Below are 19,156 nucleotides of genomic sequence, written 5' to 3'. Positions count from 1 at the left end.
TCCTACACCTTGAAATGGGCGATCAATTGCTGCTGCTTGGCGACCAGATCCGCCAGCACCTCACTGCTGCTGGCAGATTCCCGCGCCTCCCGCTCGGTCTCGTAAGCCACATCCGCAATGCCGGCGACATGACGGGCAACCCCCTGACTCACGGAGATCTGTTCCTGGGCGGCATGAGCCACCTGATCCGCCATCGCCTTGATGGCACTCATCCGCTCGGCAATGGATTGCAACGCCTCGTCCATCACCCGGGTCTGGGCCACGCAATCCTGGGTCTGCTCCTGGCTGCGTGCCATCACGGCCACCACGTGCTTGCTGGAACTTTGCAGGTTCTCGATCATGGCCTGGATCTCCTCGGTCGAGGTCTGGGTCCGGTTCGCCAGTGCCCGCACCTCGTCCGCCACCACCGCAAAGCCGCGACCGGCGTCCCCCGCCCGGGCCGCCTCGATGGCCGCGTTCAGCGCCAGCAGGTTGGTCTGCTCGGCGATGCTGCGGATCACGTCGAGGATACTGCCGATGTTGTCGCTGAATTCCCCCAGCTTGTGGGTGATGCCGACCGCCTCTTCCATGGCACCCGCCAGTTGTTCGGTGATCTGGCGCGTAGTCGCCACCTGTTTGCGTCCGGCGCGGGCCTCTTCGTCCGCCAGGTCCACCTCGCGCTTGGTGCCATCGGTGGAACGCGCCACCTCGGTGGCACTCACCTCCAGCTCGGTGATGGCGGCAGCCACCTGATCGGTCTGGCTCTTCTGATCCTGCACCCGTGACATGGCCCGCTCGCTTATCTCGGCGGCGCGGCTCGCCTCGTCCACCAGATGGCGCGAGCCGGCATTGATCTGGGCGAGCAGCTCGCCAGTCTTGTCTGCCAGGGTATTGATGGAGCGGGTCAGGCTGCCAAACTCGCAGCGGCTCTGGTAGTCGATGCGCCGGGTCATGTCACCCGTAGCCATGCGATCCAGCTCCCGATCGATGAGTTGCAGCGGACGCTGGATACTGCGGGCCGTGGTGTAACCGATGAGGAGCGCGGCGGCCGCGGAGATGGCAGACACGATCAGGATCCAGGCGCTGGCGCTGCTGACGGCGTCATCCGCCCCGACCCGGCTCGCGCTGGCAATGCTGCCCGCCGATTTGGCCATCTCGTCCAGCAGCGCCAGGCTGTTGACCAGACTGGTGTCGAGTTGCTGGTTCAGGGACTGCAGCGAGGCCGCCAGTTGCTGGCCATTGCGCATGGTCGCCAGCAACCCTTTCGGGCCGAGGGCCAGCTCCTGCATCCGATCGAGGTTGACGATGAAACGCTGCCTCACGTCATCGGGCACCTGCACCCGTTCGAGCCGTTTGCGTGCCATCTCGATATCCTTGCCGAGCACCTTCTCCAATTCATTGAGATCGGTCTTGGCATCGGCCCGGCGGATGTTTTTCAGATCCCGGGCAATGCCGGAGGTGATGAGTTCGGCCTTGTTGCGCATGGAGCGTTTGCTCGCGGTCTGCTGCAGCAACAGATCGGCGGCCCACTGGTAGGTATCTTCCAGCCGGATGAACGCCAGCTCCAGTTCATGGCGCCGATCGAGTGCGGCCACCCACTGACCGTGCTGGGTCAGCACCTGATCCGCCAACCCGTAGAACTCGCGGGTCGCCCCGTCGACCTGGCGGAACCGCTCGCTCGCCTCGGCCACCCCGTCAAACCGGGCCATCTCCTTGCTCTGGGCCAGGAAACGCTCCTGCTGCGCCTTGAACTGGCTGGCCAGTTGCGGCAACTGGGCCGCCTCCTCGCTGGTTCTGTAGGTGAGCACCCAGCGGTTGCTGTCCTGCAGTGCGCCCTTGAGCCCGGCGACCGCGATCACCAGGGGGGTGGCACGATCAGAAACCTGGGAGAGCCCCTCGTTGATCCCCCGGATCTTCAGAATACTGATGAAGCCGAGCAGAACCAGCAACAACAGCATCAGCACGAAGCCGGCGATGATCCGCTGCACAATAGATAAACCCATGGAGGCATCCTCACTCGTTGGGGAAAGGGGTGAATGCCGAGGTTATCGGCAGCGGGATGCAATGGAATAGCGGTTCGTGACGCGATGGCGGGCCAGATCACAGTTGGCGTGACATGGCAGGCAGAAAAGGGCCCGAACAGAGCCGGGCCAAAGAGACATGCTTGTTGTCATGGCCGTGCACCGGCCACGTTTGTCATCAGAAGCGGTAACCGACGCCGAACATGAAGGCCACCGGATCGATGGAGGTGTTGATGGTGCCCACGGCGGTATGCACATCGGTATCGATGTCGATGAGCCAGGCAGAGGCGTTGACGAACCAGCGGTCATTGATCGCCATGTCCAGGCCCACCTGACCCGCCATCCCCCAGGAGGAGTCCACGCTCACATCCGTCCCGGCCAGGGCACCGCGCCCTTCCTCGTCGAAGAAGGTGGTGTAGTTGATACCGGCCCCCACATAGGGGCGCACCTTGCTGTTGGCATCACCGAAGTAGTACTGCGCCATCAGGGTCGGCGGCAGGTGTTTGACCTTGGCGACCTCACCCAGGCCGGCAGTCGACACCGAGTGGGAGAAGGGGGTCGCGGCCAGCAGCTCGACACCCCAGTTGTCCGTCAACATGTAGGAGAGGGTCAGGCCAAGCTGCATGTTGCTGTCGATCTCCAGCTCGCCCGTCCCCAGCACGTTGTCACTGCTGGTCTGGGGAGAGACGAACGCCAGGCCACCACGGACCAGGATGTCACCGGCCTGATGTGCCATGGCGACGGGGGAAGCAAAAGCGGCTGCGATTAACAGAGGAAGGATCTTTTTCATCACATTATTCCTTTTTTGTTTTCTTTCTATGTTGCAAGCCCGAAAACTATAAAAGGATGTGAATGGCCGGTTATTGATTTAGCTCAATAGTTATCAAGAAATAGATAGATGTACACGGCAGCTTTGATTGGGCAGTCAAACCGCAGATGAAAATAAAAAGTCATTCAAATACATGATGATGCCTTAAATTACCGCATCATCATGAAATGTAAAATACCAATTAAATACACCTTAAACACCTTCATATCACCTTTCAATTGTTGTTTAATTATGCCCCTGGGCGTATTTTATTAATGCGATGTAACCACGCTGTAATTTGAATTTTATGAAACCACAGACACGCAAAGACAAAATTCTCGGCATTCTTGCCGCCATCTGGGGGATAGGTTCCTTCCTCTTCATTCTGCTGGGTTTCCTGTTTGCCCTCGCCTTCCTGATGCTGACACACTGAGTCTGCCGGACGAGTCCCTCTTTTCTCCCTCTCATCCCTGGCCGGGCGCCAGACCGGCGCACCTCGCCCACCGGCCAACAAAAAAGGTTCATCGCGGCTTTCCGGGGAAGGCCGCCTTGATTTTCAGAAAAAAGTATTCTGAGTCCCTAAATCCATATGCCATACGCTTTATCACTTTGATCTTGTTGTTCACCCCTTCCAGCACACTCGTGTGCATCGGGTAGTTTGCACTCGCCAGGATCCCCCGCATATATTTCGATAAATTTCGACCAAATCGTTGCAGCGGCGCTAGCCCGCTTTCCTTCACCTGCCGCATCCAGCTCCGCCATCGTCGCCATCCTTCCCACACGCTCGGCGCATACCAGATGCCCTTCAACGCCTCTTTCAGCACGTACACCATCGCCAGCGGTTGATTCGCCGCCAACAGCTCCTGCAACTTCACATCCTGTTTTTCACTCAGCTTCGCCCGATTACGTAGCAGCAACCAACGCGCACTTTTGACCACTTTTCGCGCCGGTTTATCGCTTTTCAGTGCATTCGCCTGCTCCACTCGCACCCGGTCCACCACCTCTCGGCCATAGCGAGCCACCACGTGGAACAGGTCGTAGACCACCTCCGCCTGCGGGCAGTGTTGCTTCACCTCCAGGTCGAACGCCGTGTTCATGTCCATCGCCACCGCCTCAATCTGCTGGCATCGCTCGCCGAGCTGCTCGAAGAAGGGACGGATAGCGGCCCGGCTGTTGCCGTGCCCCACCCACAGGACGCGGGTTCGCTCGGCATCCATGATCACGGTGGCATAGCGGTGTCCCTTGTGCAGGGCAAACTCATCCATCACCAGCCGCCGCACCTCCCCAAGTTCGATGGTGCCCACACTGGTCTGCAAACGGCGCTTGTCGATCTCCTTGATGGTGTGCCAACCGACCCCGGTGAGCTGGCTGACATGGCGGATGGGGAGGTACTGAACGAGCGCTTCAATCCAGCACTGCATGCGCCGGGTGAGGCGGGAGCCAGAGGGGAGCCAGTCGATATGTTCACTGACGCGACCACAGCGCAGACAGTCGACGCGGCGAACAGGCAGTTGTAACCAGACTTGTCGGTCAAATAGGTCTCGCTCACGCACCCGGCGGATACGTTGGTCGTGGATCAATGGCGTGGGTTGCAGGCATCGGCGACAACGGGGCAACAGGTCGGCGCGAGGCTCAAGGGTAAACAGGGTGTGATGGTTGGCAGAAAGCGCTTGGGCGATGACGGTATAACCTGGCCAGAAGGAGGCAATATCAATATGATGCACGGCGACAGCAGGGTGATGGTGGTGGTGTGTTTGGAGACAGCCAGTTTACCAGCACCCTGTCTGTCAACTTCCACTTCCCCAAGATCCCGCGAAGAACCACAAAAAAGGGGCCCTGGCCCCTTTTTCTCGAGTGACGCTTATTTCTCCAGTAGAGGAGCGAGGAAGCGCGCCGTGTGGGACTCCTTGCAACGGCTCATCTCCTCAGGCGTACCCGTCACCAGAATACGGCCACCACCAGCGCCCCCTTCCGGGCCCAGATCAACGATCCAGTCCGCGGTTTTGATGACGTCCAGGTTGTGCTCGATGATGACGATGGTGTTGCCCCGATCCCGCAGTTGGTGCAGTACCTTGAGCAACTGCTGGATATCGTGGAAGTGCAGCCCCGTGGTCGGTTCGTCCAGAATATAGAGGGTCTGGCCGGTGTCCCGCTTGGAGAGCTCCCGCGCCAGCTTGACCCGCTGCGCCTCGCCGCCAGAGAGCGTGGTGGCGGACTGACCGAGCCGGATGTAGGAGAGGCCCACGTCCATCAGGGTCTGCAGCTTGCGCGCCACCGCCGGCACCGGATCGAAGAAGGCACGGGCATCTTCCACCGTCATCTCGAGGATTTCGTGGATGTTCTTGCCCTTGTACTTCACCTCCAGGGTCTCGCGGTTGTAGCGCTTGCCCTTGCAGACGTCGCACGGCACGTAGACGTCCGGCAGGAAGTGCATCTCCACCTTGATGACCCCGTCCCCCTGGCACGCCTCGCAGCGTCCCCCCTTCACGTTGAAGGAGAAGCGGCCCGGCTGGTAGCCACGGGAACGCGCCTCCTGGGTGCCGGAGAGCAGCTCGCGGATCGGGGTGAACAGGCCGGTGTAGGTGGCCGGGTTGGAGCGCGGGGTGCGGCCGATGGGGCTCTGGTCGATATCCACCACCTTGTCCAGATGCTCCAGCCCCTCGACGCTGCGATAGGGCGCAGGCGTGGACTCGGTGGCCTTGTTCAGCTCGCGGTGGGCGATGCGGAACAGGGTGTCATTGATCAGGGTCGACTTGCCGGAACCGGAGACGCCGGTGACGCAGGTCATCACGCCGATGGGCAGATCCAGGTTGACGTTGCGCAGGTTGTTGCCGCTCGCCCCTTTCAATTTCAGCCACTTGCCGGTGAGCGGGGTGCGCTCGGCCGGGATGGCGATCTGCTTGCGCCCGGAGAGGTAGTCACCGGTCAGGGACTCGGGGTTCGCGATGATCTCCTCCGGCGTCCCCTGGGCGACGATGGCACCGCCGTGCACGCCAGCCCCCGGACCGATGTCGAGCACATGGTCGGCGAGGCGAATGGCATCCTCATCGTGCTCCACCACGATCACGGTGTTGCCGAGATCACGCAGGTGAGTCAGGGTCTTGAGCAGCCGCTCGTTGTCACGCTGATGCAGACCGATGGAGGGCTCGTCCAGCACGTACATGACCCCCACCAGGCCAGCCCCGATCTGGCTGGCCAGCCGGATCCGCTGCGCCTCGCCGCCGGAGAGGGTCTCGGCGCTGCGCGACAGGCTCAGATAGTTGAGGCCGACGTTCACCAGGAAGCCGAGCCGCTCGACGATCTCCTTGAGGATCTTGTCCGCTATCTGGGCACGCTGACCGGACAGGTTCAACCCTTCGAAGAAGGCCAGGGCATCGCCGATGGACTGCTCGGCGATGGCGGGCAGGTTGCGATTGTCCACGAAGACGTGGCGGGCTTCTTCCCGCAGTCGGCTGCCACCGCAACTGGTACAGGACTTGTTGGCGATGTATTTGGCCAGTTCTTCCCGCACCGCGTTGGATTCGGTCTCCCGGTAGCGGCGCTCCATGTTGTGCAGGATCCCCTCGAACGGGTGCTTGCGCACCACCACGTCGCCGCGGTCATTCATGTAGCGGAACTCGATCTCGGTGCGCCCGGAACCACGCAGGATCACCTCCTGGGTCTTGAGCGGCAGATCCTCCCAGGGGGTCTCCAGGTCGAACTTGTAGTGATCGGCCAGGGATTTGAGCATCTGGAAGTAGTAGAAGCTGCGTTTGTCCCAACCACGGATGGCGCCGCCGGCCAGGCTCTGGCCCGGATCATGGATGAGCTTGGCGGGATCGAAATACTGCTGCACCCCGAGACCGTCACAGGTGGGGCAGGCCCCCGCCGGGTTGTTGAAGGAGAAGATCCGGGGCTCCAGCTCCGACATGGAGTAACCGCACTCGGGGCAGGCGAAGTTGGCGGAGAAGGTCATGGGGGCAACCCCATCCTCCCCGTCCATCGGCACCACCAGCACGATGCCGCCGGAGAGAGTCAGCGCCGTTTCGAACGATTCGGCCAGGCGCAGCGCCAGGTCATCGCGCACCTTGAAGCGATCCACCACCACCTCGATGGTGTGCTTCTTGTGCAGCTCCAGGGCGGGAGGATCCGACAGATCGCACACTTCGCCGTCGATGCGGGCGCGGATGTAACCCTGGGCCGCCAGGTTCTCCAGCAGCTTGGTGTGCTCCCCCTTGCGGTTGCGCACCACGGGGGCCAGCAGCATCAGCTTGGCGCCTTCGGGCTGGGCCAGCACCTGATCCACCATCTGGCTGATGGTCTGGGCCGCGAGCGGAATGGCGTGGGTCGGGCAGCGTGGCTCGCCGACCCGGGCGAACAGCAGCCGCAGGTAGTCGTAAATCTCGGTGATGGTGCCGACGGTCGAGCGCGGGTTGTGGGAGGTGGACTTCTGCTCGATGGAGATGGCAGGCGACAGCCCCTCGATGTGGTCCACGTCCGGCTTCTCCATCAGGGAGAGGAACTGGCGGGCATAGGCGGAGAGCGATTCCACATAGCGGCGCTGCCCCTCGGCATAGAGGGTATCGAACGCCAGGGAGGATTTGCCCGAACCGGACAGGCCGGTGACCACGATCAGCTTGTCACGTGGCAGGATCAGGTTGATGTTCTTGAGGTTGTGGGTGCGGGCACCCCGGATCACGATTTTTTCCATCTTGTTGCGCGCTCGATACGGGAACCAGAGCGGGCCAGTATGGCATAGAGACTACTGGATGAATAGACAGTCTTTCCTTCCGTACCCCTTCCTCAGAGATACTCCTTGGCCCAGCTCACCGCCTGCAGCCGGTTCTTGACGTTCAGCTTCTTGAAGACGTTGTAGAGATGGGATTTGACGGTGTGTTCGCTCACGAACAGGCTGTCGGCGATCTCGGTGTTGGAGGCCCCCGTCATCAGGTGGCGCACGATCTCCTGCTCGCGGGCGGTCAGCAGCGTCTGCTGGCGCAGGGGTTGCCCGCTCCCCTTGCGGTAGTAGTCCACCAGGTCGCACAGCAGGTGGCGCGGGATCCAGTACTCCCCCTGCAACACCTTGCGGATGCCGAAGACCAGCCTGTCCAGCGTGTCCTGACGAAAGAAGAGCCCGCTGGTATGGGGCCACATCAGCAGCAGCTCTTTGTTGGTGCTGGTCGGGGCATTGAGCAACACGGCACTGGCCTCGCCAAAGCGCTGGCAGATGGCATTGCTCCACAGCTCCTGCTGGGTCGACTTGAGGTAGTCCAGATCGATCAGCAGCAAGGTTTTGGGGGCGCCCTCTGCAACGTCTGGCAGGTCATTCAGCTCCCCCACCAGCAAGATGGGCAGACCAAGCTCTTCACTGAGGTGACGCTGGAAACGGGAGGCTTGTGCGTTATTTTCGGTGATCAGCACCAGGAGGGAGTCGGGCGTCATCAAGAGAACTTCCTTGCACATTCGAGTCGGGGCTTTTTGGCAAGGAAGAGTACCAATCCCCCTCCCGGCTGCAGCATTAAAAAAGTATTAGACGCATCGGTGGCTCCTTTGAAGCCCAGCAATTTTCCAGCCAATACAATTGGCTAGCACGCCCCCCCCATTTGGGGGGTCAAGTAGTGCCGGTGCGCACCATAACAGCTCCGCCCTCTTCACGCAGCCTGCCCCAGCCGCCTCCCCTTGCTGGTGACACCTTACCTCGGGTAAGTTACTCAGGCTGTGGCGATCCATTGACGCCACAGTGGCAGGGAAGATGTGCGCTCATGCCCGCCAACTGGTACTATGGCGGCCAAACGCTGCGGCCGATCCATGACGCCTCTGCCGGCAAGCTCCGGCGCAGCCAGGACACTGAAGAGAGATGACACCCAGCCAGGGCGCGCATCTCGTTGCAAACAAACGCATTATTGAATGGGCCCAGGCATCTGGCCTGGCCGGTATACATAAGGGTGGAAGAGAGATTATGGCCAGTCGAGGCATCAACAAAGTCATTCTGATCGGTAACCTGGGGCAAGACCCGGAAGTGCGCTACATGCCGAGCGGCGGTGCCGTGACTAACATCACCCTGGCCACCTCCGATACCTGGCGCGACAAGCAGACCGGTGAGCAGAAAGAGCGCACCGAATGGCACCGTGTCGTCTTCATGGGCAAGCTGGCCGAAGTGGCCGGCGAGTACCTGAAGAAGGGCTCCCAGGTCTATGTGGAAGGCAAACTCCAGACCCGTAAATGGCAGGATCAGAGCGGCCAGGAGCGCTACACCACCGAGGTGCTGGTCGACAGCTTCACCGGTGTGATGCAGATGCTGGGTGGCCGTCCGCAGGGCGGTGGCCAGGGCATGGGCGGCCAGTCATCCCAGGGCAACTGGGGCCAGCCGCAACAGGCTGCACCGCAACAGAACATGCAACGTCCTGCTGCCCCGCAGCAGAACATGCAACCGCAAGGCGGTTACGGCCGTCCGGCCCAGCAGCCACAATCTGCCCCGCCGGTCTACAACGAACCGCCGATGGATTTCGACGACGATATTCCGTTCTGATCCCCTGCGGCAGGCCCTGATTCATCAGGGCCTTTTTTTACCTGTTTCTGACGCATTCACCTCCCCCGACGACCATGTTGCTGCCACTTTCCCCCGCTTTACGTCCCCTTCGTCCAGGCTTGTGGCTATCATCGAGACGATTTCTCCCTTCGGGAACCTGCATGAACCACTTGAGCCGTCTGCTGTGCCTCGCCCTGCTGATGTTCGGCGGCCACCTTGCTGCGGAGCCGCTGCGGGTGGGAGTCAGCTTTGCCATTCCTCCCTATGTCATCAGCCACGAAGACAGGGGCATTGAACTCGATCTCATGCGAGAGGCCTTCGCAGGCAGCCCCCATGAGCTGCAGGTCGTCTATCTTCCCCTGGAGCGCACCTTCAGGATGCTGGAGGAAGGCAAGCTGGACGCCATCATCAACGTCAAACCCGGCATGCTGGAAAGCGCCTACCTCTCACAGCCGGTGATCACCTTCCACAACCGGGTCTTCACCCTGGCGCCGACGGCAGTCCACACCATGAAGGATTTGCAGACCCTGCGAGTCAGTGCCTTCCAGCGTGCACGACAGATCCTGGGAACGACCTTCTCCGACATCGTCGACCAGAATCCCCGTTATGAAGAGGTGGCGAGGCAGGAGGGACAGGTACAGCGGCTCCTGCTCGGGCGCACCGATGCCGTGATCCTGGAACAACGGGTGTTCTACTACTATCTGGCGCAGTTGCTCGGGGATGACCAGGAGGGCGACCGCTATCCCAAGGACAGGGTCAGACAGCACGATCTCTTCCCCCCGACTCACTACCACTTCGCCTTTCGCGAGGCGGGCCACCGGCAATGGTTCGACAGACAGCTCGCCAAGATGAAGGCGGACGGGCGCTATGAGCGGATCTTTGCCGCCTATGGCACCACCTCTACTGCCGGAGACAAAAAAGCCAGCCCATGATGGACTGGCTTGATACCGGCTCCGGGGAGCCGCAGTGGATGGAGCGTTACTTCATCGCGCTGCCGTTTTTCAGCTCTGCTTTCTGACGTTTGGCTTCGCGTTTCTCTTTCAGTGACATCTGCGGTTTTTTCTTGGCATCTTTGCCGTGATGCTGTTCTTTGTTGCTCATCATCAGACTCCAAAAAGGTTACCTGGACAGTTGGAACGGGTGTTCCAGCATGTCAGCCGAATCGTGGATTTCAGTACGCCAACAGTGACGATCGGGGATCGCACTGGCCTCAGCATACCCCCAATCTTCCGCCGGGATCCAGCCTCCCGGCAGCGCCTGTCAGGCAGGCGTTCCCTTAGCGTGCTCCCCCGGAAATGACGACCGGGCGACACTTTTTGCATCCGGGGACGGATGGTCAGCCTGTCTCCGATGGATGTGTGTTAGGGTGGGCATTCAACGATCGCAGGAGCGCGTCATGAAGAAGCTGGAAATGAAGGATCTGACCGAGGCCGAGAAAGCCGAGATTGCCCTGCTGGTGCAAAAGGCCCAGGCCAATGCTGATCACACCCTGACCAACGGGGAGCGCAACAAGATCCGCGAAGCAGGACGCCAGAAGATCGCCGCCGATCGCGCCCAGGCCGCCAAGGCGGCTTCCGCACTGGCGCGGGAGAAAGCCAAGGAGCGAGCCAGTGCCCAAGTACTGCCCGACACCTTCAACTGGTCCGATTCCGTCAGCAACAAATACCGTGGCAGACGGTAACGGCAGCATGAATGCACGCAGAAGACTCTGCTGAAAAAAAGCGGCTGGCAGAGCGTGATGTCATTACGCTGAAAAGGGCAGCAGGAGGCGCCTGGCAGCAGACGCTCATCCGGATAAAACACCGATCCAGCCATCACCGTCAGAAATGAATACCAAGATAAAGATTGCCATGACGGGATGTGCGTGTTCTAATCGTTTTCGATGGTTCGGTAGTTCAGACCTGATTATGTTAGGCAGTCATCTTAAAGCAGTGATTTGTGCAGGCAGTTATCCCCGATAATTCTTGCCAGATAATTCTCCTTCTTTAGTGCTCCCCATACGTATTTCTGACGAAAAATCATGGATTGCCACCCTAATGGCGTTTCACTAATCACTATTCAAGGAAATTATCATGTCCAACAAAATGACTGGTACCGTAAAGTTCTTCAACGCCGAGAAAGGCTTCGGTTTCATCTCCCCGGCTGACGGCAGCAAAGACGTGTTCGTTCACTTCTCCGCCATCCAGTCCAACGGTTTCAAAACCCTGGAAGAAGGTCAGCGCGTTGAGTTCACCATCGAGCAAGGCCAGAAAGGCCCGGCTGCTGCCAACGTTACTGGCCTGTAATTCACGCCCGAGCCGCCTTCCGTTTATCGGCAGCGCCTCAGCAAGAATTGAAAAAACCCGCTTCGGCGGGTTTTTTGTTGCCCGTTTCCGGGTGGCCGACCTGTTGCCCTGCTTCCCTCTCGCCACGGGCAGCAAAAAGGGCACCCTGGTGGTGCCCCATTTCCTGGTCAGGTTCCTTACAGGGGCAGGCTGATCCGCGCCTCCAGCCCCCGCTCCTCGCGATTGTGAAGGCTGAGCTCACCGCCGTGCTGGTGCACCAGGGTGCGGGCGATGGCGAGCCCCAGTCCCACGCTGCCAGACTCGGTGTTGCGGGCTTCATCCAGGCGCACGAAGGGCTTGAACACCTCCTCCAACTGGCTCTCCGCAATCCCCGGTCCCTGATCGCGAACCAGGATCAGCAACTCGCCGTCACCACGCACCAGCGAGACCTCGGCCCCCCCTGCGTACTTGATGGCGTTGCCGATGAGGTTTTGCAGTACCCGGCGCAGAGTATTGGCCCGGCAGGCGTAGACCTGCTTGCCCTCGGCCAGGCAGGTGACGGGCTGGCCCATGTCGGCATAGTCGTCACACAGGCTCTCCAGCAGGCTGACCAGATCCAGCTCCCGGGTCGCCTCCTGCTGCCCCTCCTCCCGGGCAAAGCTCAGGGTCGCCGCCAGCATCTGCTCCATCTGCTGCAGGGTCTGCTGGAAGCGATCCTTGTCTTCCCCGTCCGCCAGAAACTCGCTGCGCAGCCGCAGGCTGGTGATGGGGGTGCGCAGGTCGTGGGAGATGGCGGCCAGCATCCGGGTTCTGTCCTGCACGAAGCGATCGAGCCGGGTGTGCATCCGGTTGAAGGCCTGGATGGACTCGCGGATCTCGGTGGGCCCCTCCTCGCGCAGGGGCTCGATGTCCTCACCACGCCCCAGCCTGTCGGCGTTGGCCGCCAGTTGCTTGAGGGGACGGGTCGCCCGGCGGAACAGCCAGATCATCAGGCCGATCACCAGGCTCGCCACCAGCAGCAGGTTGAGGGTGGTCTGCCAGGACCAGCTCGCCGTCTCCTTGTCCACCAGGGAGCTGAACTGGAGCCAGCCGCCGTTGGGCAGTTCGATGGAGCCGTAGAGCCGCATGTCCTGGGGCGGCGGCATGCCGTTGCGATCCTTCATCATGCGGTTGTGGTGCTGCCAGGCCCGGCTGCGCTGGATGTCCTGCTTCAGCTCGGCGCTGATCTCCACCGCCAGGGAGGATGGATAGCCGAGCTTGGCCCGCACCAGCTTCTCGAAGCGGGGGCTGCGGTTGTCCGGCTGCAACGGCTCGTCGGCCAGACGCAGCAGCAGGGTCTCGCTGCGGCTCGCCTTGAGGATCTCGTGATAGAGGGAAGGAGGAGAGAGGGAGAGCAGGCGCACCACGGAGATGATGCGCTGCATGGCGTTGCGGCTGTTGACGTAACCGAGGGCCTCCTCCCTGTCCGAGCGGTAGATCTGGATACTGAGCAGCTGGATCAGTACCAGCCCCGCCAGGGCCACCAGCACTATCTGGCCGGTCAACCCCTTGGGCTGCAGCCTGGCGAAGACGCGCTTGATCATGACGGCCTCACTCCTGGGTCACGTCGGCGGCGAACAGGTAACCGCCACCCCAGATGGTCTTGATGAGCTCGGGATTCTTGGGATCCCGCTCCAGCTTGCGCCGCAGTCGGCTCACCAGGGTATCGATGGCGCGATCGAAGGCCACCGCCTCCCGGCCACGGGCCAGATCCAGCAACTGATCCCGGCTCAGCACCCGCTGGGGCCGCTCCAGAAACACCTTGAGCAGATCGAACTCGGCGGTGGAGAGGCTCATCCCCACCCCCTCCTCGTCCACCAGCTCCCGGCGATTGACGTCGAGCAGCCAGCGATCGAAGCGCAGATCCCGGGTCAGGGTCTCCGGCACGGGCAGGCTCTCCGCCTGGGTACGGCGCATCACCGCCTTGATGCGGGCCAGCAGCTCCCGCGGGTTGAACGGCTTGGAGAGATAGTCGTCCGCCCCCATCTCCAGGCCGATGATGCGGTCCGTCTCCTCCCCCATGGCGGTAAGCATGATGATCGGCAGGCGGGATTTGACCCTGAGCTCGCGGCACAGGGTGAGGCCATCCTCCCCCGGCATCATCAGATCCAGCACCAGCAGGTCGAACTCCCGCTCATCCAGCAGCCGCTTCATCTCCTTGCCATCCCGGGCGCAACTGACGCGCATGCCATGCTGCTCCAGAAAGCGCTTGAGCAGATCGCGGATCTCGCTGTGGTCATCGACCACCAGAATATGAGGGCTGCCTTGGTTCATCATCATCTCTCCGTTATCGGGCTGGGGCGATTATACGAAAATCAACCGGGCGGGTTGTGTCAAAGTGTGCCAGCATGCCCCTGTGCCACACTCTGCTACAAAATAGGCTTCTACTGGCAAATTTCAGACACTTCCACGGTGTTTACTGGATACCAAGGCGAAAGAGCCTCTACCCGTACACATCCGACAGGAGTTACCCATGAAAAAGCTGACCAAGACCCTGCTGACCGCCACCCTGATCCTCGGCCTGCCGCTGGGCGCCTATGCCGCCAGCGAGGCGGTCTCCACCGCGCAACCGACCCAGGCCACGGCGACCGGTTGCCCCATGGACGGTACCGGCATGATGGGCGGCAAGCATCATGGCGGCCGCCACGACAAGATGGCCCGCATGAAGAACATGACCCCGGAACAGATCCAGGCCCATCTGCAACAGCGCTACGACAAGATTGAAGATCCGGCCAAGAAGGCGGAGTTCGTGAAGAACCTTGGTCTGCGTGCCGACGGCATGATCAAGCACGCCGAGGTGATGAAGCAGTTCGCAGAAGCAAATCAGTAAGTCGAAGTGATGAAGCAGTTCGCAGAAGCAAACCAGTAAATCGAAGTAATGAAGCCGTTTGCCGAAGCAGACCAGTAAGTCGAGATGATGAAGCAGTTCGCAGAAGCAAACCAGTAAGTCGACGTAATGAAGCGGTTTGCCGAAGCAGACCCGTGATCCGGCGGGGCCCTGCCCCGACACCGGCGAAAACGACAGGGTGGCGCAAGCCACCCTTTTTTTGTCTCCACCCCCCAGTTTTTTCACCTTTTCCTGCCTGGCCGCATCATGTTATGTGAGCGATAACAAACGTTTCACTTTCGAAATAAATCATAATGGTCCCTCACACAACAGACGCGGGCACGATCCCGGACACAGTGGACAGGAGTCGTTATGGGATGGAATCTGGGCACAATCAAGGGGCGCTATACCGCCGTTTTTCTGGGCTTCATGGCGCTGGTGTGCGCCCTGACGGTGATCGGCATCCAGATCTGGATCACCCCCGCCCTGCAAAAAGCGGGGGAGGAGAACGTGGCGCTGCGAGTCGGCGAGATAGCGACCGACATCCGTGACCAGCTCAACGGGGTGCAGACCCAGTCGCGCAGCATCACCCAGCTGGTGGCACAACTGCCGAGCGAGCAGATAGATGCCCAGCTCCCGGCCCTCATCGACCAGTACGGCAACGGCATGGTCTTCGGTGGCGGCATCTGGCCCCTGCCGGACAAGCGGGAGGCGGGACGCGCCAAGTTCAGCACCTTCTTCCACAGGGATGCGTCCAACGCCCTCATTCCCAACACCTACTGGAACTCGGCAGAGGCGCCCAACTATTTCGATCAGCCCTGGCACAAGGCCGGTCAGCAGGCGCCCCGTGGCGTCTGTGCCTGGGCCGCCGCCTACAAGGATGGCGCGAGCCAGCAGCCGAGAACCAACTGCGCCATGGGGATCTACCAGGATGGCGCCCTCTACGGGGTGTCGACCATAGACGTCACCCTGGGCTTCTTCAACGACCTGGTGGCCAAGAAAGAGCAGGAGATCGGCGGTCAGGTGATGATCATCGAGGCTGACGGCAAGATCCTGAGTCGCAACGCCCGTCTGACCGGGGATGTGGTGCTCGGCAACCTCTCCGCCCACGCCGACTATCCCTTCGCCCTCGCCATCAGCGGCCTGCTGGGCCAGGATGCGAGCAAGGGGCAGCTGCGCACCACCTTCCAGGATCAGGGTGAGGAACAGACCCTGCTGATGGAGGCCATCGAAGGGACCCCCTGGCTGCTGGCCGCCGCCCTGCCGACCCGCACCCTGACCCAGGACAGCCGGGATGTGCTCGCCACCCTGGCGAGCATCCAGCTCCCCCTGGCGGGGCTGCTGTTCGTGCTCATGGTGCTGGCCATCAGCCAGCTTGGCAGCCGCCTGCAGACCCTCAAGCTCAACATCGACGCCCTCAGCGCCGGCGACGCCGATCTGACCGCCCGCATCCAGGTCAAAGGGCATGACGAGCTGGACAACATCGCCCTGTCGGTCAACCGCTTCATCGCCTTCCTGCAACAGATGATGGTGCAGGTGACCGCCGCCACCGACCTCATCACCCGCGAGCTGGCACAGCTCGATCAGCAGACCGGGCAGGCCAGGCGGATCCTGGGAGAACACGCCAGCGAAACCGATCAGGTCGTCACCGCCCTCAACGAACTCAGCTCCACCGCCGACAGCGTTGCCCGCCACGCCAACGACTCCGCCAGCTTCACCGAGGCCGCCAACGGTCAGGCGGCCAGCTCCCGCAAGGTGGTGGGGTCAGCCTCCGCCAGCGTGATGGCCCTCATCGACGAGGTGGATCTCGCCGCCGCCAAGGTGCTGGAGATGCAGGAAGATGCCCAGCAGATCGGCAGCGTACTCGGGGTGATCGGCGGCATCGCCGCCCAGACCAACCTGCTGGCGCTCAACGCCGCCATCGAGGCGGCCCGGGCCGGTGAACAGGGCCGGGGCTTCGCGGTGGTGGCCGACGAGGTGCGTGCCCTCGCGGCACGCACCCAGAACAGCACCGCCGAAGTGGGCAGCATGTTGTCACGGCTCACCCAGGGGGTCGCCGAGGCCGTGGTCGCCATGGAGCAGACCAAGCGCAGTTGCCAGGCGGCGGCCGACACCACGGGGCAGGTCACCGGCGGGCTCGACACCATGGCCGACGCCGTGGTGCAGATCCACGATCTCAGCAGCCAGATCGCCACCGCTGCCGAGGAGCAGAGCCGGGTGACCGAGGAGATCAACCGCAACATGGTGAGCATTCGCGACATGCTGAACCTCCTGGTGGAGAACGGCGGCAACACGGAGCAAAGCGCCGCCACCCTGCTGGGGTCCAACCGCCAGTTGCTGGCCCTGGTACACCGCTTCAAGGTGTGAGCCTGAACACCAGACAGCAAAAAGGGGCCCGCGGGCCCCTTTTTCATTCACTTTGCCAGGACTCAGGCCTTGTTGGCCAGGTTCAGGGTCTTCACGGTCTCGCCTTCGAACTTGATGACCACGTTCTTCTGGGCCACTTCGGAGTCTTTCAGCAGGGACTTGGTGGTCTCGGCCAGCAGCGGGGAGGCCTTGTTCAGAGCGTCCAGGTCATAGGTCCACACTTCCAGACCGGCGTCGGTCTTGGTGCTGGCCGGGGCGCCCAGCTTGTCCTTGATGGCCTGCTTGTTGGAGCCGCCTTCCTTGATGTCCAGGGCCTTCTTGATCGCTTCGTTGGAAGCGGTGTCCATGGCGTTGCCAGCCATCTCTTTGGCGGTGCTGGTGACGCTGCTGGTCACGGTGTCGGTCAGGGAATCCATCAGGCCGGCGTGGGCAACCAGAGGCAGGGCGGTCAGGGCAATCAGCAAGGACTTTTTCATGAAGATACATCTCGCAAGAATGAAAAGAGCGCGCATGAAACCAGCGGGATGAATTGGAGTCAAGAAAATCCCTTGGTCAAGCCGTATTCGGGGGGGGGAAAAGCCCCGTAGCGGCTCCGACCAGTGCCCTTGTCAGCCGCTGAGCTGGTCCTTGCCCGCCAGCTTGGCCCGGTAGAGCGCCCTGTCGACCCGTGCCATCAGATGGGGCACCTGCTCGTCGGGGTCGGACTCCACCAACCCGAAACTCAAGGTCACGGGCTCGATCCCCTTGACCCTGGCATGGCTCAGGCGCTGCCTCAGTTTTTCGGCCACCACCCGGGCGTCGGGCAACCGGGTATTGGGAAGCACCAGCATGAACTCGTCCCCCCCCCAGCGGGCCAGCAGATCGATCTCGCGGATGCAGCCCCGGGTCAGCTGCACGATATCGATCAGGGTCTGGTCCCCCACCCCGTGGCCATGGCGATCGTTGATCTGCTTGAAGTCGTCCACGTCCATGGCGATCACGGCAAAGGGCTCCTTGAAGCGCTTGGCGCGCTCATGCTCCAGCCGCACCGCCTGCTCCAGCCGATAGCGGCTGGCCGCGCCGGTCAGGGAATCCGTCTCCGCCAGGCGGCGGTTCTCCTCCACCTGGAACTGCAATGCCTGGTTGAGCCGCTCCAGTTCGGCGGTACGCTGTGCCACCTGCTGCTCCAGGGTGCGGTTTTGCAGCTCCAGCCTGGCGTAGAGTTCCCGCTGGGCGTGGATGTTGCGGTGTGCCCCCACCATCCTGGCGACACTGCCGTCGGGGTTGCGTGCGACGATGCGGCCACAATCCGCCACCCAGAGGTAGTCACCGTTACGGCAACGGCAGCGGTATTCGGCCCGGTAGTCCGCCGCTCGCCCGCTCAGGCAGGCATCGAAGCTCTCCATGACCTGCGCCAGATCGTCCGGGTGGATCAGGTTCTCCCAGGTGAAGACGGTGTTGTCGAGGGAGTGGGGCTCATATCCCAGCATCTGATACCAGCCGGGATAGCGATGGACATAGCCGGTGTTGGCATTCCAGTCCCAGAGACCGTCGCTCACGACCTCCAGCATGCCGCTCATCACGGCCTCGTCGAGGGCCGGTAGCCTTGTCATCTCATTGTCATGCAGCATGAAAACCTTCCTTGTTCTGCTACTCGGCGCCACGGATCCGCTTGTTGACCTGGCGGGAAAACCGGGCCTGCCGGTCGAGCCTTCAAGGGGGCGACTGGCCTCGACACCCCGTCATGACGGGTTATCGGCCAAGTAGCCCTCTTGTTGAACAACAGTAGCAGCCCGCACACTTTCGAGTTTTGCGCGCCGTCACGCTCCCTTCCGTTCTTCTGCCGGCCAGATTGCACCACGGCGGTGCACACCTTTGGCGCAGCCCTGCCCATATTGGGCAAGCCTCGCTGACCAGGGTTGCGATTAATAAGTAAGTGCATGAATAAAAAGAAAAATACTTTTCTGGCGCAATATTTGCCTTTATCTGGGTGAACCACAAGGATTGGGGATATTGCATGAAATTAATCACCGCCATCATCAAGCCGTTCAAACTCGACGACGTGCGCGAAGCCATCGCCAACCTCGGCGTCGAGGGGCTGACGGTTTCCGAGGTCAAGGGGTTTGGCCGCCAGAAGGGGCACACCGAGCTGTACCGGGGTGCCGAATACCAGGTGGATTTCCTGCCCAAGGTAAAGCTGGAGATCGCCACCCTGGCCGACAACGTCGAGCAGATCATCGAAGCCATCAGCAAGGCTGCCCACACCGGCAAGATAGGTGACGGCAAGATCTTCGTTTATGACCTGCAGGCCGCCGTGCGCATCCGCACCGGCGAGACCGACGCAGACGCCCTTTGATACGACTG

Annotated in this window: 18 protein-coding genes; 8 read left to right on the top strand and 10 right to left on the bottom strand. The window is 61.5% G+C overall.

The features are described 5' to 3' along the window. Positions 1–2: 2 nt before the first annotated feature. The gene (locus I6L32_RS08940; protein WP_039040116.1) at positions 3–1,982 is read right to left on the bottom strand and encodes a methyl-accepting chemotaxis protein; all 1,980 of its coding nucleotides are present in this window, start codon (positions 1,980–1,982) and stop codon (positions 3–5) included. A gap of 196 nt (positions 1,983–2,178) precedes the next feature. Continuing rightward, a complete protein-coding gene (locus I6L32_RS08935) occupies positions 2,179–2,790 on the bottom strand; it encodes an OmpW family outer membrane protein (RefSeq protein ID WP_010674216.1) in 612 nt (203 codons plus the stop codon). Between the two features lie 325 nt (positions 2,791–3,115). Between I6L32_RS08935 and I6L32_RS23515 the strand changes: the two genes are divergently transcribed. After that, positions 3,116–3,241 carry a hypothetical protein gene (locus tag I6L32_RS23515; protein WP_010674215.1) on the top strand — a complete coding sequence of 42 codons (126 nt, stop codon included), beginning with the start codon at positions 3,116–3,118 and terminating at the stop codon, positions 3,239–3,241. An 88-nt stretch (positions 3,242–3,329) separates the two neighbouring features. Here the strand turns inward: I6L32_RS23515 and I6L32_RS08930 are convergent, their stop codons facing one another. The 3 genes from I6L32_RS08930 to I6L32_RS08920 form a co-directional block, all read right to left on the bottom strand. Beyond that, positions 3,330–4,532 carry an ISL3-like element ISAeme19 family transposase gene (locus I6L32_RS08930; protein WP_084865641.1) on the bottom strand — a complete coding sequence of 401 codons (1,203 nt, stop codon included), beginning with the start codon at positions 4,530–4,532 and terminating at the stop codon, positions 3,330–3,332. 137 nt (positions 4,533–4,669) lie between these two features. Next, the gene (uvrA, locus tag I6L32_RS08925; protein ID WP_039040117.1) at positions 4,670–7,498 is read right to left on the bottom strand and encodes an excinuclease ABC subunit UvrA; all 2,829 of its coding nucleotides are present in this window, start codon (positions 7,496–7,498) and stop codon (positions 4,670–4,672) included. 92 nt (positions 7,499–7,590) lie between these two features. After that, the gene (locus I6L32_RS08920) at positions 7,591–8,229 is read right to left on the bottom strand and encodes a LuxR C-terminal-related transcriptional regulator (RefSeq protein WP_080944112.1); all 639 of its coding nucleotides are present in this window, start codon (positions 8,227–8,229) and stop codon (positions 7,591–7,593) included. A 517-nt stretch (positions 8,230–8,746) separates the two neighbouring features. Here I6L32_RS08920 and I6L32_RS08915 point away from each other — a divergent pair. After that, positions 8,747–9,316, top strand: coding sequence for a single-stranded DNA-binding protein (locus I6L32_RS08915; RefSeq protein WP_010674212.1), 570 nt, complete (start codon positions 8,747–8,749; stop codon positions 9,314–9,316). A gap of 161 nt (positions 9,317–9,477) precedes the next feature. Beyond that, positions 9,478–10,248 (top strand): ABC transporter substrate-binding protein, encoded by a 771-nt coding sequence (locus tag I6L32_RS08910; RefSeq protein ID WP_201927675.1) that lies wholly within the window; start codon positions 9,478–9,480, stop codon positions 10,246–10,248. A 46-nt stretch (positions 10,249–10,294) separates the two neighbouring features. On the opposite strand, the gene I6L32_RS23510 is transcribed toward I6L32_RS08910, so the two are convergent. Next, entirely contained in the window at positions 10,295–10,417 is a 123-nt protein-coding gene (locus I6L32_RS23510) for a hypothetical protein (RefSeq protein WP_010675895.1), read from the bottom strand. 295 nt (positions 10,418–10,712) lie between these two features. Between I6L32_RS23510 and yjbD the strand changes: the two genes are divergently transcribed. Together yjbD and I6L32_RS08900 are read left to right on the top strand one after the other, a co-directional pair. After that, complete coding sequence (gene yjbD / locus I6L32_RS08905) at positions 10,713–10,997, top strand: DUF3811 domain-containing protein (RefSeq protein WP_042879473.1); 285 nt, start codon at positions 10,713–10,715, stop codon at positions 10,995–10,997. Positions 10,998–11,388: 391 nt separating this feature from the next. Continuing rightward, the gene (locus tag I6L32_RS08900) at positions 11,389–11,601 is read left to right on the top strand and encodes an RNA chaperone/antiterminator CspA (RefSeq protein WP_042078672.1); all 213 of its coding nucleotides are present in this window, start codon (positions 11,389–11,391) and stop codon (positions 11,599–11,601) included. 176 nt (positions 11,602–11,777) lie between these two features. On the opposite strand, the gene I6L32_RS08895 is transcribed toward I6L32_RS08900, so the two are convergent. Together I6L32_RS08895 and I6L32_RS08890 are read right to left on the bottom strand one after the other, a co-directional pair. Further along, entirely contained in the window at positions 11,778–13,163 is a 1,386-nt protein-coding gene (locus tag I6L32_RS08895; RefSeq protein ID WP_216944969.1) for an ATP-binding protein, read from the bottom strand. 7 nt (positions 13,164–13,170) lie between these two features. Next, positions 13,171–13,893 (bottom strand): response regulator, encoded by a 723-nt coding sequence (locus I6L32_RS08890; RefSeq protein WP_010675899.1) that lies wholly within the window; start codon positions 13,891–13,893, stop codon positions 13,171–13,173. A gap of 199 nt (positions 13,894–14,092) precedes the next feature. Between I6L32_RS08890 and I6L32_RS08885 the strand changes: the two genes are divergently transcribed. Continuing rightward, positions 14,093–14,449 (top strand): hypothetical protein, encoded by a 357-nt coding sequence (locus I6L32_RS08885; RefSeq protein WP_010675900.1) that lies wholly within the window; start codon positions 14,093–14,095, stop codon positions 14,447–14,449. A gap of 369 nt (positions 14,450–14,818) precedes the next feature. Further along, positions 14,819–16,813 carry a methyl-accepting chemotaxis protein gene (locus I6L32_RS23505; protein ID WP_216944968.1) on the top strand — a complete coding sequence of 665 codons (1,995 nt, stop codon included), beginning with the start codon at positions 14,819–14,821 and terminating at the stop codon, positions 16,811–16,813. Between the two features lie 62 nt (positions 16,814–16,875). Here I6L32_RS23505 and I6L32_RS08875 read toward each other — a convergent pair whose 3' ends face one another. Beyond that, positions 16,876–17,289 (bottom strand): hypothetical protein, encoded by a 414-nt coding sequence (locus I6L32_RS08875; protein ID WP_010675902.1) that lies wholly within the window; start codon positions 17,287–17,289, stop codon positions 16,876–16,878. 132 nt (positions 17,290–17,421) lie between these two features. Further along, on the bottom strand, positions 17,422–18,423 hold the full coding sequence (locus I6L32_RS08870) for a sensor domain-containing diguanylate cyclase (protein WP_216944967.1): 1,002 nt from the start codon (positions 18,421–18,423) through the stop codon (positions 17,422–17,424). A 386-nt stretch (positions 18,424–18,809) separates the two neighbouring features. Between I6L32_RS08870 and glnK the strand changes: the two genes are divergently transcribed. Beyond that, positions 18,810–19,148 carry a P-II family nitrogen regulator gene (glnK, locus tag I6L32_RS08865; protein ID WP_010675904.1) on the top strand — a complete coding sequence of 113 codons (339 nt, stop codon included), beginning with the start codon at positions 18,810–18,812 and terminating at the stop codon, positions 19,146–19,148. Positions 19,149–19,156: the final 8 nt, after the last annotated feature.

It is taken from the genome of Aeromonas sp. FDAARGOS 1402, assembly GCF_019046925.1.
Classification (GTDB): Bacteria; Pseudomonadota; Gammaproteobacteria; order Enterobacterales; family Aeromonadaceae; genus Aeromonas; species Aeromonas caviae.
The sequence above is the reverse complement of the archived record's forward strand: the minus strand, read 5'-3'. Positions and strand labels throughout refer to the sequence as shown.

Excerpts from the sequence above, each read along its gene's own strand:
- I6L32_RS08940 (WP_039040116.1), bottom strand. The coding sequence starts at position 1,982 with ATGGGTTTATCTATTGTGCAGCGGATCATCGCCGGCTTCGTGCTGATG.
- I6L32_RS08935 (WP_010674216.1), bottom strand. The coding sequence starts at position 2,790 with ATGAAAAAGATCCTTCCTCTGTTAATCGCAGCCGCTTTTGCTTCCCCC.
- I6L32_RS23515 (WP_010674215.1), top strand. The coding sequence starts at position 3,116 with ATGAAACCACAGACACGCAAAGACAAAATTCTCGGCATTCTTGCCGCC.
- uvrA (WP_039040117.1), bottom strand. The coding sequence starts at position 7,498 with ATGGAAAAAATCGTGATCCGGGGTGCCCGCACCCACAACCTCAAGAAC.
- I6L32_RS08920 (WP_080944112.1), bottom strand. The coding sequence starts at position 8,229 with ATGACGCCCGACTCCCTCCTGGTGCTGATCACCGAAAATAACGCACAA.
- I6L32_RS08915 (WP_010674212.1), top strand. The coding sequence starts at position 8,747 with ATGGCCAGTCGAGGCATCAACAAAGTCATTCTGATCGGTAACCTGGGG.
- I6L32_RS08910 (WP_201927675.1), top strand. The coding sequence starts at position 9,478 with ATGAACCACTTGAGCCGTCTGCTGTGCCTCGCCCTGCTGATGTTCGGC.
- I6L32_RS23510 (WP_010675895.1), bottom strand. The coding sequence starts at position 10,417 with ATGAGCAACAAAGAACAGCATCACGGCAAAGATGCCAAGAAAAAACCG.
- yjbD (WP_042879473.1), top strand. The coding sequence starts at position 10,713 with ATGAAGAAGCTGGAAATGAAGGATCTGACCGAGGCCGAGAAAGCCGAG.
- I6L32_RS08900 (WP_042078672.1), top strand. The coding sequence starts at position 11,389 with ATGTCCAACAAAATGACTGGTACCGTAAAGTTCTTCAACGCCGAGAAA.
- I6L32_RS08895 (WP_216944969.1), bottom strand. The coding sequence starts at position 13,163 with ATGATCAAGCGCGTCTTCGCCAGGCTGCAGCCCAAGGGGTTGACCGGC.
- I6L32_RS08890 (WP_010675899.1), bottom strand. The coding sequence starts at position 13,893 with ATGAACCAAGGCAGCCCTCATATTCTGGTGGTCGATGACCACAGCGAG.
- I6L32_RS08885 (WP_010675900.1), top strand. The coding sequence starts at position 14,093 with ATGAAAAAGCTGACCAAGACCCTGCTGACCGCCACCCTGATCCTCGGC.
- I6L32_RS23505 (WP_216944968.1), top strand. The coding sequence starts at position 14,819 with ATGGGATGGAATCTGGGCACAATCAAGGGGCGCTATACCGCCGTTTTT.
- I6L32_RS08875 (WP_010675902.1), bottom strand. The coding sequence starts at position 17,289 with ATGAAAAAGTCCTTGCTGATTGCCCTGACCGCCCTGCCTCTGGTTGCC.
- I6L32_RS08870 (WP_216944967.1), bottom strand. The coding sequence starts at position 18,423 with ATGCTGCATGACAATGAGATGACAAGGCTACCGGCCCTCGACGAGGCC.
- glnK (WP_010675904.1), top strand. The coding sequence starts at position 18,810 with ATGAAATTAATCACCGCCATCATCAAGCCGTTCAAACTCGACGACGTG.